The organism is Streptomyces roseochromogenus subsp. oscitans DS 12.976 (genome assembly GCF_000497445.1).
GTDB lineage: Bacteria > Actinomycetota > Actinomycetes > Streptomycetales > Streptomycetaceae > Streptomyces > Streptomyces oscitans.
Genome location: NZ_CM002285.1, coordinates 8,351,731 through 8,376,085 on the forward strand (window position 1 = coordinate 8,351,731; position 24,355 = coordinate 8,376,085).

The following is a 24,355-nucleotide window of genomic DNA, read 5'->3' on the forward strand; positions in this document are numbered from 1 at the left end:
CGTCCAGGGCCTGGCCGACCGCACCGACCGGGCCGTGGCCAAGCTGCGGCTCGGCCGCGACAACACCGTCGCCGACACCGAGGAACTACCCGCCGGTGTCTCCGGACGCCTCGACGCCTTCGTCACCGGCGCCGAGCACCTGCGCGCACTGCGGACGGCCGTACTCGACCACAAGGCCGGCTGGAACACGGTGTACGCGCAGTACACGAAAACCATCGGCGCGGCCTTCGCCGTGGACGGCGCCCTCACCGGCATCCAGCAGGCCGACGTCGGCTCCGACGCGCGCGTGCTGCTCGAATTCAGCCGGGCCGCCGAGGCACTGGCCCAGGAGGACACCGTCCTCGGCGGCGCGCGGGCCGCCGGACAGCTGCAGGGCGAGCGGCTAAGGCTGTTCGGAGCCGCCGTCGCCGCACGCCGTACCCTCACCGAGGGCGCCGTCGCCGATCTGCCCACAGCCCAGCGCGCCTCCTGGCAGAACCTGACCGAAAGCGATTCCTACACCGCCCTTGGTGCCGCCGAGGAGAAGATCCTCGCCGCCCGGTCGGGTACCAAGCCGGCCGACGCGGCACCGCAGGCCGCCTGGGATGCCGCCCACGCGCGCGTGCAGGACGGCATGCGGGACATCGCGACGGACACGGGCCGCGCCGTCGCCGGCCGCGCCGACCCGGTCACCCGCGGCCTGCTCAGCCCCGCGGGTGCCGCGGTCCTCCTCGGCCTGGCCGCGGTCGCCGCGTCGCTCGTCATCTCCGTCCGCATCGGACGCGCACTCGTGGTCGAACTCGTGACCCTGCGCAACGACGCCCTGGAGATCGCCCGCCGCAAACTCCCCGAAGCGATGCGCAGACTGCGCGCGGGCGAGGAGATCGACATCCAGGCGGAGGCGGCCGCCGAACCACCCGCCGAAGACGAGACGGGTCAGGTCGCGGAAGCCCTGACCACGGTCCACCGCGCCGCTCTGCGCGCCGCCGTGGAGCGCGCCGAACTCGCCAGCGGTATCTCCGGCGTCTTCGTCAACCTGGCCCGCCGCAGCCAGGTACTGGTCCACCGTCAGCTCAGCCTCCTGGACAGCATGGAGCGCCGCTCGGACGACCCCGACGAGCTGAGCGACCTCTTCCGCCTGGACCACCTCACCACACGCATGCGGCGGCACGCCGAGAGCCTGATCATCCTCTCCGGTGCCGCACCCGGCCGGGCCTGGCGCGTGCCGGTCTCCCTGACGAACGTCGTACGGGCCGCCGTGTCCGAAGTCGAGGACTACGCGCGCGTGGAGGTACGCCAGCTCCCCGAAGCCCACGTCATCGGCGCAGCCGTAGCCGACCTCACCCACCTGCTCGCCGAACTCCTCGAGAACGCCGCCCAGTTCTCGCCGCCCCACACGCGCGTGCGTGTCACCGGCGAACCCGTGGGCAACGGCTACGCCCTGGAGATCGAGGACCGGGGACTCGGCATGGGCGCCGAGCCCCTCGCGGAGGCCAATCGCCGCATCGAACAGTCCGAGGCCCTGGACCTGTTCGACAGCGACCGGCTCGGACTCTTCGTGGTCAGCCGGCTCGCCTCCCGGCACGACGTCAAGGTGCATCTGCGTACCTCCCCCTATGGAGGCACCACCGCCGTCGTCCTGCTGCCCACCGACCTGCTGCACAGCGGCGCGCCGGAACGCGCCTCCCACCAAGGCGAGCAAGCCCGTCACAAGCCGGAACGCGAGTACGCGCGTGTGCCCGACACGAGCCCGCGCCAAGAAGCCGTCGCCGCCCGCTCGGACCGGCCCGCCCTCGCGGCCACCGCTCCCGGCCCGCACAGCGCCGCCGAGGAGTCGGCCCGGCCCGCAACCGTCGACGAAACCCCGCCCCCCGGAGTCACCGCACTGAGACTGCACCGACCGCCCCAGGACTCCGAGCCCACCGACGACCTCCCGCGCCGCGTGCGCCAGGCGAGCCTCGCTCCTCAGCTCCGGCAACAGCGCCCCGAAGCGCCGGCGCCGGACCTCGCAGGGCACGGGGACGAACGGCGCACCCCTGAACTCGTACGGGACCGCATGACGGCCTACCGCGACGGATGGGCGCGCGGAGGCGGCAGACAACCCGGCCGCGGCAGCGCCCCGCAACCCGAAACGGGCAGAGACAGCAGCGAAGGAGACCCGGCATGATCCAGGACCCGCACACGAGGACCGCCCAGCGCTCCGGCGAACTGGACTGGCTGCTCGACGACCTGGTGATGCGCGTGCACGAGGTGCGGCACGCCGTCGTGCTCTCCAACGACGGACTGGCCGTCGGCGCCTCCACCGGCCTCACCCGGGAGGACGCCGAACACCTCGCCGCTGTCGCCTCCGGCTTCAACAGCCTCGCCAAGGGCGCGGGACGGCACTTCGGAGCGGGCGGTGTGCGGCAGACCATGGTCGAGATGGACGACGCGTTCCTCTTCGTGGCCGCCGCCGGCGACGGCTCCTGCCTCGCCGTCCTCACCGCCGTCACCGCCGACATCGGACTCGTCGCCTACGAGATGGCACGCCTGGTCAAGCGGGTCGGCGAGCACCTCTGCACAGCGCCGCGTGCCACCGCGCAGCCGCCCGCGGCCGGATGAGCCCGAAATGGCCGCACCGATGACCGAGCACCGGACCGACGGCCCGTGGGAGCCGGGCAGCCAGTGGTACGACGGCGAGGCCGGACCGCTGGTCCGCCCCTACGCGATGACGGGCGGGCGCACCCAGCCGGGACCCACCGGGGTGCGCTTCGACCTGATCGCCCTCGTCACCCTCGACCCCACGGCACCGGCGCTCGACGACGGCACCGCGCTCGGCCCCGAACACCGGACCCTGATCGAGCTGTGCCGTACCGAGACACAGTCCGTCGCCGAACTCGCGGCGGACGCGGACCTCCCCGTCGGCGTGGTCAGGGTGTTGCTCGGCGACCTCCTGGAGCTGGGCTGCGTGGTCATCGGCCGTCCGGTGCCCCCGGCACAGTTGCCCGACGAACGGATTCTGCGTGAGGTCATCGAGGGATTGCGAGCGCTGTAGATGAACGTTCAGAACCCGCCGCGCACCGCGCTGCGTGCAGATCCCTCCACCGATCCGCACGCATTGCATCCTGGTCTGTGCGCGTCGTCTGCCGATCCGCGCGCGTGGGATCCCGACCCGTGCGCGTTGCGCCTCAGACCGGGCGCGAGTCGGTCACATCAGGTGCGTTTCGGTCCAACCGCCCCCGGATGCGGCCTCGTTGTCATGATGCTGCCTTCATCCCCGCACCAGGCGGACGCCGATCGCAGCCGGCCCTCCCGAGAGAAGTGATCATGGTCACCGAGCACTCCGACGCCGTCGGCGACACCACCGCCCTGGCACTGAAGATACTGGTCGCCGGCGGGTTCGGCGTCGGCAAGACAACCCTGGTCGGGGCCGTCAGCGAGATCCGGCCGCTGCGTACCGAGGAACTCCTCAGCGAAGCAGGACAGCTGGTGGACGACACCGACGGCGTGGACCAGAAGGTCACCACCACCGTCGCCATGGACTTCGGGCGCATCACCATCCGCTCCGGCCTGTCCCTGTACCTCTTCGGCACTCCGGGGCAGGACCGCTTCTGGTTCCTGTGGGACGAGCTGTCCCAAGGCGCCCTCGGCGCCGTCGTCCTCGCCGACACCCGGCGCCTGGAGGACTGCTTCCCCGCGGTCGATTACTTCGAGCACCGGCGCATCCCGTTCGTGGTGGCCGTCAACTGCTTCGCGGGAGCCCGCACCCACGGCGCCCACGACGTCTCCCGTGCCCTCGACCTCGACCAGGGCACACCCGTTGTACTGTGCGACGCGCGGGACCGGGACTCCGGCAAGGAAGTCCTGATCCGGCTCGTCGAGTACGCCGGGCGGATACACACTGCCAGGCTCCTGGACTCGGTCGGCTGAGCCTGCCGCTCAGGCCGCCAGATCCTTCACGGCCACCACCTGGTCGACCGTGACGCGGACCAGCAGCTCGCCCGGGACGCCGTTGCGGGCGCCGTACTCCTCGGCGCGGTCCTCGCCCATGTACCGCGCGGCGATCCGGGTGGCCCAGTGGCGTACCTCGTCCAGGTCCTCCGACAGCCGTGCGCGACCGTTCAGCACCACGAAGTGGAACGGCGGCCGATCGTCGTCCACACACAGGGCGATCCGTCCGTCACGGGCGAGATTGCGCCCCTTTACGGTGTCCTTACCGGTGTTGAAGACCAGTTCGTCCCCGTCCAGCAGAAACCAGATCGGCGCCACGTGAGGGCTCCCATCGGCGCGAACGGTGGACAACTTGCCGGTTCGGGTGCCGTTCGAGACGAACGCCCGCCATTCCTCGTCGGTCATCTTCTGTGCCATGCGCCCATCTTGCTTGCCCGGACGCCGGTCGTGGGGAAGGCTGGCGCAGGGTTCCTCCAGCCAGGGGGAGATCACACGGGGAGACGGAGATGGGGCAGAACCAGGGACTCGGGTGGCTCCTGGACGATCTGACCGAGCGCGTGGACCATGTGCGGCACGCGCTGGTCCTGTCGAACGACGGACTGGTCACGGGGGCGAGTACGGGCCTACGCCGAGAGGACGCCGAGCACCTGGCCGCCGTGGCGTCCGGACTGCACAGCCTGGCCAAGGGGTCGGGACGCCACTTCGGCGCGGGCAGAGTGCGCCAGACCATGATCGAGTACGACGACGCTGTGCTGTTCGTGACCGCCGCCGGCACCGGCAGCTGCCTGTGCGTGCTCAGCGGCGCGGAGGCCGACATCGGTCAGATCGCCTACGAGATGACCCTGCTCGTCAATCGCGTCGGCGAACATCTCGGCGTGGACGCCAGGCAACCCGAGCGAACTCCCATCAAAGACGCCTGACCTGCGGATTCTCCGCCCGTCGTGGAGTTATCCACAGGCCAACCACCGCTTGCGTCCCTTTGGCTACGGTGTGTGCACGGCGAACGCACAGGGCGTGAGCCAAGGACTCCACGGGGGAGTAGGACCATGTCCGCAAACACTGTCAGCCCACCGCGGCCCGTGACCTGCACCCCGAGCCATGCGGCTCGGGAACTGGAACTGAAACGAGGCGAGTTCGACCTCGCCGCGCACCTCGGCCACATCCGGACCGTGCCAGACGAGGGCGGGGGAGGAGGCCGGAGGGTGGAGCGCGCGGAGATCGACCGCCTGCGCGCACAGGAGGGCCACCCGGAAACCCTGCGCGATCGTGTGCGGGTCGTGGGTACGACGGAGGGCGCCGAGCTCATGGAGATCCCGGCCGGCCGTTTCACCCGCCTCGCCCGGCTGGGTCTGCTCGTGCCGGTGAAGTGGTACCTGAACCGCTATCGGGCTGTGGTCTGGCTCTACCTGGCCGAGGACCTGCGCGCGTTCGCCTCGGACGCCGGGAACGCGCATCTGCTCAAGGGGCGAACACCTGAGAACCTGCGCGGCCAGTTGGAGGCCGGGGTGGACCTGCGCGCCCGTAACTGGCGGGGGCGCCACCTCGGGTTTCTGCTGCGCCAGGTCGACGAGCCGTGGGCCAGGGCCGGAGCCGTGGCCGCCTTCCTCTCACCCGTCGAGATCGCCGACATCGTCAGGGATCCGTACGAGCGGGCCTATCTGAACCGATTCCGGCCCGCGCCGCCGGGTCAGGGCACTCCGGGATCGCCTGCCGCATACCTCGCGGAGCGGATCACGACGGCGCAGGACGCGGACGAGATCGCGTGGCTGCGCAGCGAACTGGCCCAGGTGCTCGATGAGGCCCGCGCCCTCGCGCAGGCCCCACGCCCGGCCGCCCGCCGCCTCGTACCGACCCCGCGAGCGACCGCACGGCCCATCCCGCCGATGGCCGTAACGGTCACGCGCACCACGGCGCCGACGGCTCGGGCATCGTCGGCGCCCGGCGAAGAGCCGGTCGCAGCATGTGCACCCGAGCTGCTGCCGGGAACGCCTGGGCCGACGACCGGGCCGGTGGCGGGGACGTCCGGGCCGGACGGAGGACGGCTGCCGGGATCGTTCGAGCCGACGGACGAGCCCGTGACCCGAGCGTTCGAGTGGCACGGCACGCCGCTCGTGCCGCAGGCCGCGCCGACAACGGTACGCCGGGGGCGCCGTCGGGCTGAGTCGCCCTCGCCGCGAACCGACCGTGGCCTGCGGGCTTGGCTACGGCGGAGAAGCACTCGGCCCTCTCGGGTGTGAACCAAACCGGCCGAGACCCCGGCAGCCGGCTCGCTACAGGGACCTGAACAGGCCTTCCTGGACGACCGAGACGAGCAGACGCCCCTGCAGGTCGTAGATGCGTCCGCGGGCCAGCCCACGCCCGCCGGTGGCGATCGGCGACTCCTGGTCGTACAGAAACCACTCGTCGGCGCGGAACGGCCGGTGGAACCACATGGCGTGGTCCAGCGAGGCCAGATCGAAGTTCCGCGGACCCCACAGGGGCTCGACCGGGATACGGACCGCGTCCAGGAGGGTCATGTCGCTGGCGTAGGTCAGCGCGCATGTGTGGACCAGTGGGTCGTCACCGAGCGGTCCGACCGCGCGCATCCACACGGCGCTGCGCGGCTCGGCGCCCTCGATCTCCTCCGCGTTCCAGCGCAGCCGGTCGACATAGCGGATGTCGAAGGGCTGGCGGCGCGCCATCCGCTCCAACTGCTCCGGCAGCGCGCCCAGGTGCTTGCGGATCTCCTCGGAGACCGTCGGCAGCGACTCCGGGTGCGGCACATCGCGGGCCGGCGGCAACTGGTGCTCGAACGGTCCTTCCTCAGTCTTGTGAAAGGAGGCGGTCAGATTGAAGATCGTGCGGCCCTGCTGCACGGCCGTGACCCGGCGCGTGGTGAACGACCGGCCGTCGCGGACCCGCTCCACCTGGTACACGATCGGCACCCCGGGGCGGCCCGGGCGCAGGAAGTACGCGTGCAGCGAGTGCACCGGGCGGTCGCCGTCCGTGGTGCGGCCGGCGGCGACCAGCGCCTGGCCCGCCACCTGGCCGCCGAATACCCGCTGCAGGGACTCCTGCGGGCTTCGGCCACGGAAGATGTCGACCTCGATCTGCTCGAGGTCCAGCAGGTCGACCAGTCTCTCGGCCGGGTTCGTCATCGGTGGGATTCTCCTTGGCTCGGGGCGGGTCGCGAACGGCTCACAACTGGCCGACCTCAGTGACGCGGACGACCGCACGGCCCTCGGCATCCGAGGCCGCGAGGTCGATCTCCGCGCTGATGCCCCAGTCGTGGTCGCCGTTCGGGTCGTCGAAGATCTGGCGGACCCGCCAGAGGCCGTTCTCCGGCTCCTCCTTGATGACCAGCAGCTTGGGGCCGCGGGCGTCGGGACCGGTGCCGAGATCCTCGTACTCGTCCCAGTACTTGTCCATCGCCTCGCCCCAGGCGTCGGCGTCCCAGCCGGACTCGGCGTCCATCTCGCCCAGCTCCTCGACCTGGTCGAGGGCGGCCAGCTCCACGCGGCGGAACAGGGCGTTGCGGACCAGCACCCGGAAGGCGCGCGCGTTGGTGGTGATCGGCTTCACCTCGTCGGCCTTCTCCTGGGCCTCCTCGGCGGTCATCTCCTCCGGGTTCGCGAGCTGCTCCCACTCGTCCAGCAGGCTGGAGTCCACCTGGCGCACCATCTCGCCGAGCCACTCGATCAGATCCTGCAGGTCCTCGGACTTGAGGTCGTCCGGGATGTTGTGGTCGAGGGTCTTGTAGGCGCTGGCGAGGTAGCGCAGCACGATGCCCTCGGTACGGGCCAGCTCGTAGAAGGACACCAACTCGGTGAAGGACAGCGCCCGTTCGTACATGTCCCGGATGACGGACTTCGGCGACAGCGGGTGGTCGCCGACCCACGGGTGGCTCTTGCGGTAGGTGTTGTACGCGTGGAAGAGCAGCTCTTCCAGGGGCTTCGGGTACGTGATGTCCTGGAGGCGCTCCATACGCTCCTCGTACTCGACACCGTCCGCCTTCATCGCGGCCACGGCCTCGCCGCGCGCCTTGTTCTGCTGGGCGACCAGGATCTGCCGCGGATCGTCCAGGGTGGACTCGACCACGGACACCATGTCGAGGGCGTAGGACGGCGACTCGGGGTCGAGGAGTTCGAACGCGGCGAGCGCGAACGTGGACAGCGGCTGGTTGAGCGCGAAGTCCTGCTGAAGGTCGACCGTGAGCCGGACGATCCGCCCCTCGGCGTCGGGCTTGTCGAGCTTCTCCACGATCCCGCCGTCGAGCAGCGAGCGGTAGATCGCGATCGCCCGGCGGATGTGACGGAGCTGCTGCCTGCGCGGCTCGTGGTTGTCCTCCAGAAGGTGACGCATCGCCTTGAACGCGTTGCCCGGGCGGGCGATCACCGACAGCAGCATCGTGTGTGTCACCCGGAATCGCGAGGTCAGCGGCTCCGGCTCCGACTCGATCAGCTTCTGGAAGGTGTTCTCCGTCCAGCCGACAAAGCCCTCCGGCGCCTTCTTGCGCACCACCTTGCGCCGCTTCTTCGGGTCGTCACCAGCCTTGGCGAGCGCCTTCTCGTTCTCGATGATGTGCTCCGGCGCCTGTGCCACGACCAGTCCCGCCGTGTCGAAGCCGGCCCGGCCGGCCCGGCCCGCGATCTGGTGGAACTCCCGGGCCCGCAGCGTGCGCACCCGGCTGCCGTCGTACTTCGTCAGGGCGGTGAACAGCACCGTGCGGATCGGCACGTTGACGCCCACGCCGAGCGTGTCCGTGCCGCAGATGACCTTCAGCAGTCCGGCCTGGGCGAGCTTCTCCACCAGCCGTCGGTACTTGGGCAGCATGCCGGCATGGTGGACGCCGATGCCGTGCCGGACGTAACGGGAGAGGTTCCGGCCGAACTTGGTGGTGAAACGGAAGTTGCCGATCAGCTCGGCGATCTGGTCCTTCTCCTCGCGCGAGCACATGTTGATGCTCATCAGCGCCTGCGCTCGCTCCACGGCCTGCGCCTGTGTGAAGTGCACGATGTACACCGGCGCCTGCTTGCTCTCCAGCAGGTCGGTGAGTGTCTCGGTGAGCGGGGTGAGCTTGTACTCGTAGGAGAGCGGCACCGGGCGGGTCGCCGAGCGGACCACCGACGTGGGGCGGCCGGTACGGCGCGCGAGGTCCTTCTCGAAGAACGATACATCGCCCAAAGTGGCCGACATCAGGATGAACTGCGCCTGGGGAAGCTCCAGCAACGGGATCTGCCACGCCCAGCCACGATCGCCCTCCGCGTAGAAGTGGAACTCGTCCATGACGACCTGGCCGATGTCCGCGTCCTTGCCGTCGCGCAGCGCGATCGACGCGAGCACCTCGGCGGTGCAGCAGATCACGGGAGCGTCGGCGTTCACAGAGGCGTCGCCGGTGAGCATGCCGACGTTCTCGGTACCGAAGAGCTTGCACAGCTCGAAGAACTTCTCCGACACCAGCGCCTTGATCGGTGCCGTGTAGAAGGTGACCTCGTCCCGGGCCAGCGCGGCGAAGTGCGCGCCCGCGGCGATCATGCTCTTGCCGGAGCCGGTGGGGGTCGAGACGATCACGTTCGCCCCGGAGACCACCTCGATCAGCGCCTCCTCCTGGTGCGGGTAGAGGGTGAGGCCGCGCTCCTGCGCCCACGACTCGAAGGCTTCGTACAGGGCGTCGGGGTCGGCGGTCGGCGGCAGCTGATCGATGAGGGTCACGCAACCATCTTGCCTGCCCTGGTCCCCAAGAGGGGAATCGGCTGCGAGCGCGAAGATCACGGCCGCTACGCTGTGTCGCCGACGGAGCGTCAGCGCACCAGGTCAACTGGACAGCAGCACAAGAGGAATGGGGCGGGAAGCGGCCATGATGGGACCAGCACACTCACTGTCGGGGGCCGCGGCCTGGCTCGGGGTCGGAGCCGCCGCCGCGGCAGCGGGACATCCGATGCCCTGGCCGGTTCTCCTCGTGGGGGCTCTGATCTGTGCCGGTGCCGCGCTCGCCCCGGACCTCGACCACAAGGCGGCGACCATCTCGCGCTCTTTCGGTCCGCTCTCCCACTGGATCTGCGAGATCGTGGACAAGCTGTCGTACGCCGTCTACAAGGCGACCCGGATGAAGGGCGACCCGCGCCGCAACGGCGGTCACCGCACACTGACGCACACCTGGGTGTGGGCGGTCCTGCTCGGTGCCGGCTGCTCGGCGGCGGCGATCGCGGGCGGCCGCTGGGCGGTGCTGGCCATACTCTTCGTGCACATGGTGCTGGCGATCGAGGGTCTGCTGTGGCGGGCGGCCCGGGGTTCCAGCAGCGATGTCCTGGTCTGGCTGCTGGCGGCGACCAGCGCATGGATCCTCGCGGGGATCCTGGACAAGCCCGGCAACGGCTCCGACTGGCTGTTCACGGCGCCGGACCAGCGGTACCTGTGGCTGGGGCTGCCGATCGTGCTGGGGGCGCTGGTGCACGACCTCGGGGATGCGCTGACCGTGTCCGGCTGCCCGATCCTGTGGCCCATCCCGGTGGGCCGCAAGCGCTGGTACCCGCTGGGGCCGCCGAAGGCGATGCGCTTCCGGGCCGGGAGCTGGGTGGAGCTGAAGGTGCTGATGCCCGTGTTCATGCTGCTCGGCGGAGTGGGCTGCGCGGCGGCCCTCAACGTGATCTGAAGAGCCCCTCACTTCCGGGGCGTCCTTTCCTTCCGTGGAGCCCGGCACCTGTCCCGAGGTGCCGCTCGGGAGCAAGTGGATCAGGTCGCCTCGCCGGAGTCCGCCCCGCCGTACCGGCGCTCGAAGCGGGCGACGCGGCCCTCGGTGTCGAGGGTCCGGGCCTTGCCCGTGTAGAAGGGGTGGCTCTCCGAGGAGATCTCCACTTCGATCACCGGGTAGGTCTGGCCGTCGTCCCACTCGATGGTCTGCTCGCTCTACGCGGTCGAGCGGGTCAGGAACGCGTAGCCGGCAGCGCGGTCACGGAAGACCACGGGGCGGTAGCCGGGGTGCTTGTCCTGCTGCATGGCGGCTCCTCGTGCGCGGCGGTCGGGCAGGAGACGTGCGGGTCAGCCGGGCAGCGACTCCTCGTCGACGATGTGCATCGCGGCCTCCTCGGCGGAGGCGGCGGCGCCGTCGATGCCGACGTCGGTGGCGACGAGGGCGGCCTCCTCGTCCTCGTGCGCTCCCTCGTCCGGGGCCACCAGCCGGCCCGAGCGCAGGTTGCCGACCTCGTTGTCGAGGAGTTCCCCGTCGGTTCCGGCGCAGTCACCGAGGTCGTCGCCGTCGGGCGGGGCCAGGTCCGGCTGCTCCTCGGCGAGCCGCTGGTCGAGGGTCTCGCCCGCCTGGCGCTCGGCCGCCGTCACACCGATGTGCTCCACTGCCCAAGGGCGCTCAGGAGGGGACCAGCCGCGGTCGAGCGGGTCCTCGACGCCGTCGAAGTCCAATGTGTCCTCGACGTCGAGCACCCCCGAGTCCTCCCGGATCTCCGAGGAATCGGGCTGGTAGACGTCGTCCCCCCAGCTGTCGGCGCGGTCCACGAGTACCTCCAGGTGGTGAGGACGGCCATGTGCCACCACAGCGGGTGGCGAGCCGCCGGCACGTGCGGCACGGGTGCCGCACGCCGTGAACCGGGTGGTTCTGACGCATGCCCCGAACCGGTGCCGTTCTCCAGCCTTCCACCCCTGCTCGGGACCGCGCAACGTCACGGACGTGGCTCAATGCCCGCACCCGCGCATCGGCGTCCGGCACGCGCCACAGCCCGCCCGTTTGCCGCAGCCCGGCCGCCGCAGGCCCTGGCGGTCGTGGCCACGGCACCCGGCATCCGGCACCCGGTATCCAGCCCCCGGCAGCACCCCGGCGCTCGCGCACGGGGCGGAGCCTCACCCGTGCCAGGACCGCCAGAGCGCCGCGTAGGCGCCGTCCGCCGTGACCAGGTCGTCGTGGCTGCCCAGCTCACTGATGCGGCCGTTCTCCACGACGGCGATCACGTCGGCGTCATGGGCGGTGTGCAGGCGGTGGGCGATGGCTACGACGGTGCGGCCGTCCAGGACCCGGGCCAGGGAGCGTTCCAGATGCCGGGCCGCACGTGGGTCCAGCAGGGAGGTGGCCTCGTCCAGGACCAGCGTGTGCGGATCGGCCAGTACCAGCCGGGCCAGCGCGATCTGCTGGGCCTGTGCCGGGGTCAGGGCGAGCCCGCCGGAGCCGACCTCGGTGTCCAGGCCGTCGTCCAGTGCCCGCGCCCAGCCGTCCGCGTCGACCGCGCCCAGCGCCGCCCACAGCTCGGTGTCCGTGGCACCGGTTCGGGCCAGCAGGAGGTTGTCCCGCAGGGAGCCGACGAAGACATGGTGTTCCTGGTTGACGAGGGCGACGTGGGAGCGGACTCGTTCCGCGGGCATCCGGGACAGCTCCGCGCCACCCAGGGTGATCCGGCCGTCGCGGGGTGCGTAGATCCCGGCGAGCAGCCTGCCCAGGGTGGACTTGCCCGCGCCCGAGGGGCCGACCAGGGCCAGCCGGGTGCCCGGGGCGACCTCCAGCGACACCTTGCGCAGCACGTCGACGCCCTCGCGGTAGCCGAAGTGCACCCGGTCGGCGTGCACGTCCCGGCCGTCCGGCGCCAGCGAGACGTCCCCGGCGTCCGGCTCGATGTCCCGCACACCGACCAGCCGGGCCAGCGACACCTGGGCGACCTGCACCTCGTCGTACCAGCGCAGGATCAGGTTCACCGGGTCGACGAGCATCTGCGCGAGCAGGGCGCCCGTGGTCAGCTGCCCCACCCCGATCCAGCCGTGCAGGACGAACGCCCCGCCGACCATGAGGACCGAGCCGAGCACGATGACGTGGACGGCATTGATCACCGGGAAGAGCACGGACCGCAGCCAGAGCGTGTACCGCTCCCAGGCCGTCCACTCCTTGATCCGCCGCTCCGACAGGGCGACGCGGCGGGCGCCGAGCCGGTGCGCCTCGACGGTGTGGCCCGCGTCCACCGTCTCGGCGAGCGCGGCGGCGACGGCCGCGTATCCGGCGGCCTCGGAGCGGTATCCGGACGGCGCCCGCTTGAAGTACCAGCGGCAGCCGATCACGAGCACCGGCACGGCGAGCAGCACGGCGGCCGCGAGCGGCGGAGCCGTCACGACGAGCCCGCCGAGCAGCAGCAGGGCCCACACGACACCGATGGCCAGCTGCGGCACGGCCTCGCGCATCGCGTTGGCCAGACGGTCGATGTCGGTGGTGATGCGGGAGAGCAGATCACCGGTGCCCGCCCGTTCCAGCACGCCAGGCGGCAGTCCGACCGACCGGACGAGGAAGTCCTCGCGCAGGTCGGCCAGCATCCGCTCGCCGAGCATCGCGCCCCGCAGCCGCACCTGGCGTACGAAGACGGCCTGTACGGCCAGCGCGAGCACGAACAGCCCGGCGGTCAGGCCGAGATAAAGCTCCCGCGACCCGTCCGACACCCGCTCGACCAGGCCGCCGAGCAGGTACGGGCCCACCATGGAGGCGAGCACGGCCACCGTGTTCACGCCGATGAGCAGCAGGAACGCCCGGCGGTGCCGGCGGAACAGCTCGGCGACATAGCCGCGCACGGTCGCCGCCGCGCCGACGGGCAGGGTGGTGGCGGTCGTCGGGGCCGCCGGGTCGTACGCAGGCGGCGCAACGCCGATCATGCGCTCTCCTCGCTCTCTTTCCGTTCCTGGCCCGCGCCCACCAGGGCACCCTCGTCGGCCGCGGCCTCCGGGGCACGGCTGTCGGCCTCGGCCCCTGCGGCGCCCTTGTCGGCCGTGCCCACCAGGGCGCCAGTGCCGGCCGCGGCCAGTTCGTCGTCCGTCGCTCGCGTGACCACGGCCCGGTATCGCGGCTCGCCGTCGATCAGCTGGCGGTGCACACCGGCTGCGACGACCTCGCCCTCGTGGACCAGGACGACGCGGTCCGCGCGGTCGAGCAGCAGCGGTGAGGAGGTGAACACCACTGTCGTGCGCCCCGAGCGCAGCCGGCGCAGCCCGTCCGCGATCCGTGCCTCCGTGTGCGAGTCGACCGCGGACGTCGGTTCGTCCAGCACCAGCACCTCGGGATCGGTGATCAGTGACCGGGCCAGCGCCAGCCGCTGGCGCTGGCCGCCGGACAGGGACCGGCCGCGCTCGCTGATACGGGCGTCCATCAGGTCCGCGGCGTCCAGAGAGCCTTGGACGAGCGCGTCCAGAACGTCGTCGCACTGCGCCGCGGCCAGCGCGTCCACGGCCCGCACGGTTCCGGAGGCGGGCACGTCGAGCAGCTCACGCAGCGTGCCGGACAGCAGCACCGGGTCCTTGTCCTGGACGAGGACCGCGGTACGGGCGCTGTCCAGCGGGAGCTCGTCCAGGGCGACATCGCCGAGGAGCACCGAGCGGCCCTGCTCGGTCGCATGGCCGCCCAGCCGCTCCGCGAGCCTGCCCGCCGCGTCCGGGTCGCCGCAGACCACGGCGGTGAGACGGCCCGCGGGAGCCAGCAGACCGGTGCCGGGGTCGTACAGATCGCCGCCCGGCACCTGCGCCTCGCGGATGCCCTCGGTGGCCGTGGACCGCTCCAGCGACAGCACCCGCGCCGCCCGTTTGGCCGACGGCCGTGAGAAGGAGTACGCCATGGCGATCTCCTCGAAGTGCCGCAGCGGGTAGTTCAGGACCATGACCGCGCTGTAGACGGTGACGAGTTCGCCGACGGTGATCCGGCCCTGGCGGGCCAGGTGGATGCCGTGCCAGACGACGGCGATGAGCAGCAGTCCGGGCAGCAGCACCTGGAGGGCGGAGATCAGCGACCACATCCGGGCGCTGCGCACCGCGGCGTGCCGTACCTCCTGCGAGGCACGGCGGTAGCGGTCGAGGAACAGTTCCTCGCCGCCGATGCCGCGCAGCACGCGGAGCCCGGCGACCGTGTCCGAGGCCAGCTCGGTGGCCCGGCCCGCCTTCTCGCGCTGCACGTCGGCGCGGCGGGTCGCCCGGGGCAGCAGCGGCAGCACCGCGAGCGCCACCACCGGCAGTCCGACGGCGACGACCACGCCCAGGGCGGGCTGGTAGACGACGAGGGCGACACAGACCACCACGACCGACAGCGCGGCCGCGGTGAACCGGGAGACCGCCTCGACGAACCAGCCGATCTTCTCGACGTCGCCGGTGGAGACCGCCACCACCTCGCCGGCGGCGACCCGCCGGGTCAGGGCGGAGCCGAGCCGGGCGGCCTTGCGCGCCAGCAGTTGCTGGACACGGGCGGCGGCTGTGATCCAGTTGGTGACGGCGGTCCGGTGCAGGAAGGTGTCGCCGACGGCGATACCCGTGCCGCACAGCAGCATCAGACCACCCGTCAGGGCGAGCCGGGTGTCGGAGCGGTCGACAACCGCCTGGACGGCGAGGCCGACACAGAAGGGCAGGGCCGAGACGGCGACGAAGTGCAGCAGGCCCCAGGCGAGCGATTTGAGCTGTCCGCCCAGCTGGTTCCGCCAGAGCCACCACAGGAATCGGGGGCCCGAACGTGCGTCCGGGACGCCCGGATCGGAGTACGGAAGGTCTTGAATCTGCATGAGGTCTCAGTGGCTCGTGTCAGGAGGGAAGGGATGGCGGGGGGAGGCAAGGGGAGGGGAGGCGGCGAGAAGCGGTGACGAGCCGTGAAAGGTTCGCGTCGGTGAGTGGTGAATTTCAAACGGTTTTCCTGACCGAGCGGTGAAATCCACTGGCTTCCAGCCACGGGTAAAGGGGTCCGGCATCGCCGGGGGAGGAGTTCTGTCCGGCTCTCGGCGGTCGGGTGGACGGCCGGTCGATCGCACGCACGAGGCCATCACCCGAATGTCCATAAGATCGGACTATCTCCGATATGTGAGCCACGATGGTCAGGTGCTCATGGACAACGTGTGGCGAATGACGGTCGCGGCGACGACCTTTGGGACACTTGTGGCCCCCCTGTCCGCGTGCGGGGCTGGCGCGTCCGGTCCGGCTCGCGTCGGCGGGGCGGAGGGCCCCCGCGGGCAGGTCGCGCGGAGCCCCATGGTGTCGACCGCCCCCGCGACGGACCCGACCCGCATCCCGGACGTCGGTGACCGGCTGTACCGGCAGATCCCCCGCGACACCGGCCAGGTCCTCGTGGTGTACGGCGAGGGCGAGAACTCGCCCGACTCCACGGCCGTGCTCTACATGCGGGAGGGCCCGGAGTGGCGGCCGATGGCCACGTGGCCGGCGCACAACGGCCGCAGCGGCTGGACCAGGCGCCATCGCGAGGGTGACGAGCGCAGTCCCGTCGGCGTGTTCGGCCTCTCCGACGCGGGCGGTGTGCTCGACGACCCCGGCACCAGGCTGCCGTACCTCCAGGACGCGAACTCCTTCGCGCCCCCGAACTGGGACGAGGCGCATCAGCACGACTTCGACTACGTCATCGCCATCGACTACAACCGTCGCCCGGGCCACCCGCCGGACGACGGCGCTCGCCCCGAGGGTGACGCGAAGGGCGGCGGCATCTGGCTGCACCTCGACCACGGCGACGGCACCTCCGCGTGCGTCAGCGTTCCCAAGGACGCCATGCAGTTCCTGCTGCGCACGCTCGATCCGGCCCGGCGCCCGGTGATGGTGATGGGCGACAGGAAGGAACTGCGCGCCTGACGCACCGGCACCTCCGTCTGCCTCGGGCGGTCTTTCCAAGACCGCCCCGACATCGACGCGCCCAAGGCGCATCTCGACGCCGACAAGCCTCTGGGGTGATCAGGCCCGATCAGGCCCGATCACGCCGTTCTCCTCGATGCGTCATTGCGGGCCGCCCCCGACTCCCCGTAGAACACCGGCCATGAGTAGACAGATAGTCATGTCCATGTTCGCCGGAGTGGCCCTTCTGGCGAGCGCGTTCTTCGGTACCGGGGCCGCAGTCGCCCAAGCGGCCGACGTTCCGGCCGAGTTCGGTACCGACTGGCACGACCCGGTCACCGCGGCGCCGCCCGTCGACCGGCCGCACGCCAGGTCGTGCCAGGTCACCCTAGCCGACGCCCAGTTCCGCGACTTCACGCCCTACCGCGGTGCCTACACCCCGCCCCAGGGCTGCGGCGACCACTGGAGCAAGGTCGTCCTGCGGCTCGACGGCAAGGTGAAGGGCCGTCAGTACGACCGCCTCGGCTATCTGCACGTCGGCGGGGTCGAGATCCTGCGCACCTCCACACCCGAACCCTCGCCCGACGGCATCGCATGGCACGTCGAGAAGGACGTCACCCGCTACAGCGACACCTTCCGCAGCCCGCAGGACGTCGAGATGCTGATCGGCAACGTGGTGGACGGCACGTACACCGGTGTCATCGACGTGCACGTCAGCCTGACCTTCTACGCGGGCCGCCCCGCCGAGCGGACCCCCGACCGTGTCCTCACGCTCGCCGACTCGCCCGATGGCACCACCCTCACGGCCCCGCGCAACAGCGAGCGGATCGTCGCCGAGGTCTACGCGACCGGTTCGGGCGGCGGCTGCGAGGAGTTCTGGTATCTCACGGTGGCTGACCCGGCGTCGTACTCCTGCAAGGCCGATCACGGTCCCTACCGCGAGGTGCAGATCAAGGTCGACGGCCAACTCGCCGGAATCGCCGCGCCGTTCCCGAACGTCTGGACCGGCGGCTGGTCCAACCCCTTCCTCTGGTACGTCCTTCCGGCGCCGGGTGCCTTCGACGTGCGGCCCATCGAGTACGACCTCACGCCCTTCGTGGGCCTGCTCGACGACGGCCGTCCGCACCGCGTCGACGTGTCCGTCATCGGTGTGCCCGCTGGCCAGTCGGGCTGGAGTGCGCCGGTGAACGTCCTGGTCTGGCAGGACGCGCACCGCGCCCAGGTGACCGGCGCGCTCACCGCGGACCGGGCGACGGACATCGCCAATTCGTCCACCTACACGCCCGGTTCGGAGAACCGCGTGAACACCGAGGCCGGACACCGGCTCACCGTGTCCGGCTACCTCGACACCTCGCACGGCCGCGTGACCACCACCGTCACCCGGGCACTCGCCAACACCTCCGTGCACCGCTGGACCGAGGGCGAGAACACAGACGGACTGGACGCGACGTGGTCCGACGACCAGACGGTCGCCGTCGGCGGACAGGGCCCCGCGCGGACGACGCGCACACACCGGACGTACACCATGAACGGCGCCACGACCATCGGCACGGACAACCGGCTGCGCACCGTGCTGACCCTCGGCGATCGCGCGTCGGTCGTGGAACTGCGGGACGGATGGCGCACCACCTGGTCACAGCTCGACGACACCTACAGCGGTGACGCGGCGTACACGATGAACGTCCCGCGCGATCAGCGGCACGCGGTCGGCACGTCGAGCGAGCGCTATCGGCTGTACGGCTCCGACGGCTGCTACGACCATGTGCTGACCACGGTTCAGGGGGTGTTGACGGAGGACCGCTACCGCTGCTGAGCGCGGCGATGTGGAGTGCGTCACGAGCGATGTGATTTACATGGCTGTGACACGGGTGTCTCCGCGGGGATCAACAACGGCTCCAGAGTGATCGACACGGAATCCGCTTTCCGTATCGCAGAAGTCCCGTTCGGCTTCTGCGCGTCGACGTCCCCCTAGGAGTGCCCGTGCCGCAGTCCGTACCGTCCCTGCCGCGACGCGTCGCACGCATACTGCGTACCTCCCTCTTCGCTCAGGTCGCCTGCGCGCTCGTGCTCGGCATCGTCGTCGGGAAGCTGTGGCCGGAGTCGGCCACGGCTTTCCAGCCGCTCGGCGACGGTTTCGTGCGCCTGATCAAGGCGGTCATCTCGCCGCTGGTGTTCTGTGTGGTCGTCGTCGGCATCGCCAAGGCCGGTGATCTGAAAGCCTTCGGGCGGATCGGGCTGAAGGCCCTGATCTGGTTCGAGGCGGCGTCCACCGCCGCCCTGCTCCTCGGCCTCGTCGCAGCCAATGTGGCCGGTCCCGGCGCCGGGATGCACGTGGACCCCGCCAAGCTCGACGCCTCGGCGGTCGACCGGCAGACCCAGGGCGGCGCGCTGCCGTCCACGACCGAGTTCATCCTGAACGCCCTGCCGGACAGTGTCGTCGGTGCCTTCGCGGACAACGCGCTGCTGCAGGTCCTCGTCCTGGCCTGTCTGGTCGGCGCGGCACTGCTCCACCTCGGCCACACCAAGGTCCCGGGCGTCCTGCCGGCGATCGAGCAGGCGCAGGAGGTCGTCTTCGCCGTCGTCGGCTTCGTCATGCGGCTCGCGCCGCTCGCCGTGTTCGGCGCGATGGTCCACCTCGTCGGCCAGTACGGCCTCGGGGTCATGAGGACCTACGGCAAGCTCATCGTCCTGTGCTACGCCGTCGCCGCTGCCTTCCTCGTGCTGCTGGGGGTCGCGCTGCGGCTGGTCGGTGGGCTGAGCCTGTGGAAGTTCGTCCGCTGCACCCGTGAGGAACTGCTGCTGGCTCTCGGCACGGCATCCAGTGAGAGCGTCATGCCGCGCATGATGCAGAAGCTGCGGCAGGCCGGCTGCCGGGACGACGCCGTGGGCCTGGTACTGCCCACCGGCTATTCCTTCAACCTCGACGGCGCCTCGATCTACCTCTCCATCGGCACCCTGTTCATCGCGCAGGCGGTGGGTGTCGACCTCGATCCGGGTCAGCAGATCACGGTCGTCCTCGTGCTCATGCTGACCAGCAAGGGCATGGCGGGCGTGCCCGGTTCGGCCTTTCTCGCGCTGTCCGCGACTGCGACCTCGCTGGGCGTCATCCCCGCCGGAGCGGTCGCCCTGCTGCTCGGCGTCGACCGGATCATGGACTCCATGCGGGTCACCACCAACCTGCTCGGCAACTGCGTCGCCGTCTTCGTGGTCTCCCGCTGGGAGGGCGCGCTGGACACCGTGCGGGCCAAGAAGGTGCTGGACGGGGAGATCGCCTTCGTGTCCGAGGAGGGCCGGGAGGGGCGTCCCGCCGAGGGGATGCAGTCGACCGTCAGGGAACCCGCGCCGGAGGCGGGCTGACCGGATGCCGGCGCGCGGCTCAGCAGCGCGTGTCCCGGTCCCCCTCGATCAGGGTGTCCAGCAGCACGCCGAGCACCTGGCGCTCCTTCTCCGTCAGCGGAGCGAGAATCTCCTCGGCCGCCGAGCGGCGTGCGCCCCCCAGCTCGCGCAGGGTCGTGCGCCCCTCGGCCGTCAGCTCGATCCGGGTCACCCGCCGGTTCGCCGGATCCGGCATCCGCCGTACCTTCCCGCTTGCCTCCAGCCCGTCGACCAGCGTCGTCACCGCCCGCGGTACCACCTCCAGGCGCTCCGCGAGGTCGGCCATGCGCGGGGGCGAGGCGCAGTGCGCGAGGGTGCGCAGCAGCCGGGACTGGGCCGGGGTGACGCCCAGGTCGTTCTGTTCCAGATGGCGCTTCTGGATGCGGTGGACCCGGCGGGTCAGCCTGAGCAACTGCTCGGCGAGCAGTCCGTCGGGATCGGGCGTGGTCATGCGGGAACAATATCAGGATGCCGTTCATTGTGAGTATAGGTAACAATGAGCTATGATCCGTTCGTCATCGTCGGCCGACCTCCGGCCGGCGCCCGTTCACCTCCGTAGGAGCCCATGCATCCCGACCGTGAAACGTCCTGGACCCCGCCTGCCGACGCCAGGGAACAGCCCCGGCAGGTGCGCCGCATCCTGAAACTCTTCCGTCCCTACCGCGGGCGGCTCGCGATCGTCGGCCTGCTGGTCGGCGCCGCTTCGCTGGTCTCGGTGGCCACGCCGTTCCTGCTCAAGGAGACCCTGGACGTCGCGATCCCTCAGGGCCGCACCGGCCTGCTCAGCCTGCTCGCGCTCGGCATGATCCTCAGTGCGGTCCTCTCCAGCGTCTTCGGCGTGCTCCAGACGCTGATCTCGACCACCGTCGGCCAGCGCGTCATGCATGACCTGCGCACCGCCGTCTACGGCCGCCTTCAGCGCATGTCGCTCGCCTTCTTCACGCGCACGCGCACCGGCGAGGTCCAGTCCCGCATCGCCAACGACATCGGCGGCATGCAGGCCACCGTCACCTCCACCGCCACCTCCCTGGTCTCCAACGCCACCAGTGTCGTCGCCACGATCGTCGCGATGGTCGCCCTCGACTGGCGGCTCACGATCGTCTCGCTGCTCCTGCTGCCGGTGTTCGTATGGATAAGCCGCCGCGTCGGCAACGAACGCAAGAAGATCACCACGCAGCGGCAGAAACAGATGGCCGCGATGGCGGCCACCGTCACCGAGTCGCTCTCGGTCAGCGGCATCCTGCTCGGCCGCACCATGGGCCGCTCCGACTCGCTGACCGCCTCCTTCGCGGACGAGTCCGAGCGTTTGGTCGACCTGGAAGTGAAGTCGAACATGGCCGGGCGCTGGCGCATGGCCGTGATCACGATCGTCATGGCCGCCATGCCCGCCATCATCTACTGGACGGCCGGTCTCGCCCTGCAGTTCGGCGGCCCCAAGGTCTCGCTCGGCACCATCGTCGCCTTCGTCTCGCTCCAGCAGGGGCTGTTCCGCCCAGCCGTGAGCCTGCTCGCGACCGGTGTCCAGATCCAGACGTCCCTCGCGCTCTTCCAGCGCATCTTCGAGTATCTGGACCTGCCGATCGATATCACGGAGCGCGAGCGGCCCGTCCACCTCGACCAGGTCAAGGGCGAAGTCCGCTTCGAGGACGTCGAGTTCCGCTACGACAACGACGCCAGGACCCGTCCCGTCCTGGACGGCATCGACGTCACTGTCCCCGCGGGCGGCAGCCTCGCCGTCGTCGGGCCGACCGGAGCCGGCAAATCCACGCTCGGCTATCTGGTGCCCCGGCTCTACGACGTCACCGGCGGCCGTGTCACGGTGGACGGCGTCGATGTCCGGGACCTCGATTTCGACACCCTCGCCCGCGCGGTCGGCGTCGTCTCGCAGGAGACGTATCTCTTCCACGCCTCGGTCGCCGACAACCTCCGCTTCGCCAAGCCGGACGCCACCGACGAGGAACTCCAGGCGGCAGCCAGGGCAGCGCAGATACACGACCACATAGCAGCGCTGCCCGACGGCTACGACACGGTCGTCGGTGAACGCGGCCACCGCTTCTCCGGCGGCGAGAAGCAGCGCCTCGCGATAGCCCGCACGATTCTGCGCGATCCGCCGGTCCTCATTCTCGACGAGGCGACCAGCGCGCTCGACACCCGTACGGAGGCCGCCGTCCAGGAGGCGATCGACGCCCTGTCGGCCGACCGGACGACGATCACCATCGCCCATCGGCTGTCCACGATCCGCGGCGCCGACCAGATCGTGGTCCTCGACTCCGGGCGGGTCGCCGAATGCGGCAGCCATGAGGAACTGCTGGAACTGGACGGGCGGTACGCCGCCCTGGTGCGCCGGGACGCACAGCTGGAACCGACGAGCTGACGCTACGGCAGGTAAACAGGGCATATTACGTTTTTAGTGATATATGCATATTACCGTTCCGCATATAGGGGAAGATTCCGTCGCGGAGCACTGATACGACTGACACCGCGGGGCTGGCTGGTCCTGGCCGTGACCGGCACCGCAGTGGCGGCGCCACTGCTGATGGAACGTCTATCAGGCCGGTACCATCGCCGGCCTCGTCCAGGCCGGGGCCGCGACCCGGGGGAACATGGGCAAGGTCGCCCGTGTCATCAACCGACTGCTCCCACCAGCGCACGGGCCTGCCGTCCACGCCGATCGACAACCTCGGGGAAGAGGCGATGCACGCCGTGCTGAATCCGACGCCGGGCGACTGGGTGTACTTCGTCACGCAGACCCCGTCCGAGAGCCCGGCGAGCCCGCGCCCGCGCCGTCCGCTGAGGCCGCGGGACGTGTTACGCGGCTACCGGCTGATCCTCGGACAGCAACCGCCTGATGTCCCGGACCGCCGCCCGGCCGGCCCGGTTGGCGCCGATGGTGCTGGCCGAGGGGCCGTAGCCGACGAGGTGGACGCGTGGATCGGCCACCGCTCGGGTGCCCTCGACCCGGATCCCGCCGCCCGGTTCGCGCAGCCGCAGTGGACGGAGATGATCCAGCGCGGCCCGGAACCCGGTCGCCCAGAGGATGACGTCGGCGGTGACGTGCCGTCCGTCGTCCCACGCCACGCCGTCCGGGGTGATCCGGTCGAACATCGGCTGCCGGTCCAGGACCCCGTCCGCGAGCCCCTGCCGGACGGCGTCGTTCAACGGCAGCCCGGTGACCGAGACCACGCTGTGTGGCGGCAGCCCCTGACGGACCCGTTCCTCCACCAGCGCGACGGCCGCGCGGCCCGCCTCCTGGTCGAACGGACCCTCGCGGAACACCGGAGGCCGCCGGGTGACCCAGGTGGTCGCGGCCGCGTACCGGGCCAGCTCCAGCAGGTGCTGGGTGCCCGAGGCGCCGCCGCCCACAACCACCACCCGCTGCCCGGCGAACTCCTCGGGACCGGCGTACTGCGCGGTGTGCAACTGCCGCCCGCGGAAGGTCTCCTGACCGGGATAGCGCGGCCAGAACGGCCGGTCCCAGGTGCCGGTCGCGTTGATCAAGGCCCGAGTCGACCAGGTGCCGTCCGACGTCTCCACCAGCAACCGCCCCCCATCCCCTTCCCGTACGGCCCGCACGTCGACCGGCCGTCGCACGCGCAGGTCGAAGGCGCGCTCGTACCGGTCGAAGTACGCGCCGATCACCTCCGCCGAGGGCCGCCCGGGATCGGCGTCCGTCAGCTCCATGCCGGGCAGCGCGTGCATCCCGTGCACCTTGCCGTACGTCAGTGAGGGCCACCGGAACTGCCAGGCGCCGCCCGGCGCGGGGGAGTGGTCGAGGACCACGAAGTCGTGGTCCGGCGTGAACCCGCTGCGCCGCAGGTGATAGGCGCTGGACAGTCCCGCTTGACCAGCGCCGATGACGACAACCTCGACCTCACGTGATTCGTTCACGCTTCTACCAACCAGGAGCCGGGCGGGGATCTTCCCGGGCGGGGTTCGCAGGGCAGCGAACGTGGGGGAGCGTCCGGTCCGGGTCGGCGTCCGCCCGCCACCGGCAGCGGATACCCGGAGAGCACGAAGTGCTCCGCACCGAGGGCGTGGTACTCCTCGATCCGGTCGGCGACCTCGGCAAGGCTGCCGACCAGCGCGGCGGCGATCGTGCCGGTGCCGAGGTCGTCGAGCAGGCGGTGCGCAGATCCGCGTGCCGGGCGGCCCCTGGTCCGGCCGCCGCTGAGGAACCGCCGAAGAACAGCTGCGTGGTCCCGATGATCGCCGAAGCGCCGCTGCTCGGCGGAGTCGCCTCCGGTCACCACAGTGAGCAGCAGCCGCCCCCGCGTCACCCGCTGCTACGTGGCCGCCATCTGTGCTGGGCGAGTGCGGCCGTGGTCAGCCAGGTGTCCTCGCAGCGCGTCCCGGTCGGCGTCGCCACCGCCTCGAATCCCAACTGCTCGGCGGCCTTGGTGATCTGCGTCGGCTACTCGATGTCCGGGGCCCTGCCCCGGCAGTCTTGCGGACGTCGTTCGGGCCGTGGGTGTGCCGGTCCACCAGGGTGCGGCCGTCGTCGCCCGTCGGCAGGAACCGGTGCATCGTA

At 70.8% G+C, this 24,355-nt stretch carries 18 protein-coding genes and 4 pseudogenes; 12 read left to right on the forward strand and 10 right to left on the reverse strand.

Going from position 1 to position 24,355, the window contains the following annotated elements; translation table 11 throughout:
* The 4 genes from M878_RS85820 to M878_RS85835 all read left to right on the forward strand — a co-directional run.
* The coding region (locus M878_RS85820) for a sensor histidine kinase (protein WP_023552655.1) at nucleotides 1-2,146 on the forward strand (2,146 nt) is incomplete at its 5' end.
* Nucleotides 2,143-2,580 (forward strand): roadblock/LC7 domain-containing protein, encoded by a 438-nt coding sequence (locus M878_RS85825; protein WP_023552656.1) that lies wholly within the window; start codon nucleotides 2,143-2,145, stop codon nucleotides 2,578-2,580. The genes M878_RS85820 and M878_RS85825, both read left to right, overlap by 4 nt.
* 19 nt (nucleotides 2,581-2,599) lie before the next feature.
* Nucleotides 2,600-3,013 (forward strand): DUF742 domain-containing protein, encoded by a 414-nt coding sequence (locus M878_RS85830; RefSeq protein ID WP_031226813.1) that lies wholly within the window; start codon nucleotides 2,600-2,602, stop codon nucleotides 3,011-3,013.
* A 272-nt stretch (nucleotides 3,014-3,285) separates the two neighbouring features.
* A complete protein-coding gene (locus M878_RS85835) occupies nucleotides 3,286-3,888 on the forward strand; it encodes a GTP-binding protein (protein WP_031226814.1) in 603 nt (200 codons plus the stop codon).
* 9 nt (nucleotides 3,889-3,897) lie between these two features.
* Here the strand turns inward: M878_RS85835 and M878_RS85840 are convergent, their stop codons facing one another.
* A complete protein-coding gene (locus M878_RS85840) occupies nucleotides 3,898-4,326 on the reverse strand; it encodes a PPOX class F420-dependent oxidoreductase (protein WP_023552659.1) in 429 nt (142 codons plus the stop codon).
* A gap of 89 nt (nucleotides 4,327-4,415) precedes the next feature.
* Here M878_RS85840 and M878_RS85845 point away from each other — a divergent pair, with 89 nt between their 5' ends.
* Together M878_RS85845 and M878_RS000000100505 are read left to right on the forward strand one after the other, a co-directional pair.
* Nucleotides 4,416-4,829 carry a roadblock/LC7 domain-containing protein gene (locus tag M878_RS85845; protein ID WP_023552660.1) on the forward strand — a complete coding sequence of 138 codons (414 nt, stop codon included), beginning with the start codon at nucleotides 4,416-4,418 and terminating at the stop codon, nucleotides 4,827-4,829.
* Nucleotides 4,830-4,955: 126 nt separating this feature from the next.
* Nucleotides 4,956-5,834 (forward strand): annotated as a pseudogene (locus M878_RS000000100505) (DUF6397 family protein); the annotation flags it as partial.
* 345 nt (nucleotides 5,835-6,179) lie between these two features.
* Here M878_RS000000100505 and M878_RS85855 read toward each other — a convergent pair.
* Both M878_RS85855 and M878_RS85860 read right to left on the reverse strand, forming a co-directional pair.
* Nucleotides 6,180-7,046, reverse strand: a complete 867-nt coding sequence (locus M878_RS85855) for an acyl-CoA thioesterase (protein WP_023552662.1) — start codon at nucleotides 7,044-7,046, stop codon at nucleotides 6,180-6,182.
* 40 nt (nucleotides 7,047-7,086) lie between these two features.
* On the reverse strand, nucleotides 7,087-9,600 hold the full coding sequence (locus M878_RS85860; RefSeq protein WP_023552663.1) for a DEAD/DEAH box helicase: 2,514 nt from the start codon (nucleotides 9,598-9,600) through the stop codon (nucleotides 7,087-7,089).
* Between the two features lie 145 nt (nucleotides 9,601-9,745).
* Here M878_RS85860 and M878_RS85865 point away from each other — a divergent pair, with 145 nt between their 5' ends.
* Complete coding sequence (locus tag M878_RS85865; protein WP_031226818.1) at nucleotides 9,746-10,540, forward strand: metal-dependent hydrolase; 795 nt, start codon at nucleotides 9,746-9,748, stop codon at nucleotides 10,538-10,540.
* Between the two features lie 80 nt (nucleotides 10,541-10,620).
* Here the strand turns inward: M878_RS85865 and M878_RS85870 are convergent.
* From M878_RS85870 to M878_RS85885, 4 genes and pseudogenes are all read right to left on the reverse strand, one after another.
* Nucleotides 10,621-10,884, reverse strand: a pseudogene (locus M878_RS85870) (type B 50S ribosomal protein L31).
* Nucleotides 10,885-10,926: 42 nt separating this feature from the next.
* Nucleotides 10,927-11,397, reverse strand: coding sequence for a DUF5709 domain-containing protein (locus M878_RS85875; RefSeq protein ID WP_023552667.1), 471 nt, complete (start codon nucleotides 11,395-11,397; stop codon nucleotides 10,927-10,929).
* Nucleotides 11,398-11,739: 342 nt separating this feature from the next.
* The gene (locus M878_RS85880) at nucleotides 11,740-13,521 is read right to left on the reverse strand and encodes an ABC transporter ATP-binding protein (RefSeq protein ID WP_023552668.1); all 1,782 of its coding nucleotides are present in this window, start codon (nucleotides 13,519-13,521) and stop codon (nucleotides 11,740-11,742) included.
* Complete coding sequence (locus M878_RS85885; RefSeq protein WP_023552669.1) at nucleotides 13,518-15,404, reverse strand: ABC transporter transmembrane domain-containing protein; 1,887 nt, start codon at nucleotides 15,402-15,404, stop codon at nucleotides 13,518-13,520. Before M878_RS85885 ends, M878_RS85880 begins: the two co-directional genes overlap by 4 nt.
* A gap of 460 nt (nucleotides 15,405-15,864) precedes the next feature.
* Here M878_RS85885 and M878_RS85890 point away from each other — a divergent pair, with 460 nt between their 5' ends.
* The 3 genes from M878_RS85890 (at nucleotide 15,865) to M878_RS85900 (ending at nucleotide 19,809) form a co-directional block, all read left to right on the forward strand.
* A complete protein-coding gene (locus M878_RS85890) occupies nucleotides 15,865-16,473 on the forward strand; it encodes a L,D-transpeptidase family protein (protein WP_023552670.1) in 609 nt (202 codons plus the stop codon).
* A gap of 181 nt (nucleotides 16,474-16,654) precedes the next feature.
* Entirely contained in the window at nucleotides 16,655-18,265 is a 1,611-nt protein-coding gene (locus M878_RS85895; RefSeq protein ID WP_245238278.1) for a peptide-N4-asparagine amidase, read from the forward strand.
* A 167-nt stretch (nucleotides 18,266-18,432) separates the two neighbouring features.
* The gene (locus M878_RS85900; RefSeq protein ID WP_023552672.1) at nucleotides 18,433-19,809 is read left to right on the forward strand and encodes a cation:dicarboxylate symporter family transporter; all 1,377 of its coding nucleotides are present in this window, start codon (nucleotides 18,433-18,435) and stop codon (nucleotides 19,807-19,809) included.
* 19 nt (nucleotides 19,810-19,828) lie between these two features.
* On the opposite strand, the gene M878_RS85905 is transcribed toward M878_RS85900, so the two are convergent.
* Nucleotides 19,829-20,278 (reverse strand): MarR family winged helix-turn-helix transcriptional regulator, encoded by a 450-nt coding sequence (locus M878_RS85905; RefSeq protein ID WP_023552673.1) that lies wholly within the window; start codon nucleotides 20,276-20,278, stop codon nucleotides 19,829-19,831.
* Nucleotides 20,279-20,392: 114 nt separating this feature from the next.
* Between M878_RS85905 and M878_RS85910 the strand changes: the two genes are divergently transcribed.
* Both M878_RS85910 and M878_RS95310 read left to right on the forward strand, forming a co-directional pair.
* Nucleotides 20,393-22,201: an ABC transporter ATP-binding protein gene (locus M878_RS85910; protein ID WP_023552674.1), complete on the forward strand. Its 1,809-nt coding sequence runs from the start codon at nucleotides 20,393-20,395 to the stop codon at nucleotides 22,199-22,201.
* 166 nt (nucleotides 22,202-22,367) lie between these two features.
* Nucleotides 22,368-22,590, forward strand: a pseudogene (locus M878_RS95310) (endolytic transglycosylase MltG); the annotation flags it as partial.
* 45 nt (nucleotides 22,591-22,635) lie between these two features.
* On the opposite strand, the gene M878_RS85915 reads toward M878_RS95310, so the two are convergent.
* Both M878_RS85915 and M878_RS000000101985 read right to left on the reverse strand, forming a co-directional pair.
* Nucleotides 22,636-23,715 carry an NAD(P)-binding domain-containing protein gene (locus tag M878_RS85915; protein ID WP_023552675.1) on the reverse strand — a complete coding sequence of 360 codons (1,080 nt, stop codon included), beginning with the start codon at nucleotides 23,713-23,715 and terminating at the stop codon, nucleotides 22,636-22,638.
* A 241-nt stretch (nucleotides 23,716-23,956) separates the two neighbouring features.
* Nucleotides 23,957-24,351 (reverse strand): annotated as a pseudogene (locus M878_RS000000101985) (alkanesulfonate monooxygenase); the annotation flags it as partial.
* Between the last annotated feature and the right edge of the window lie 4 nt (nucleotides 24,352-24,355).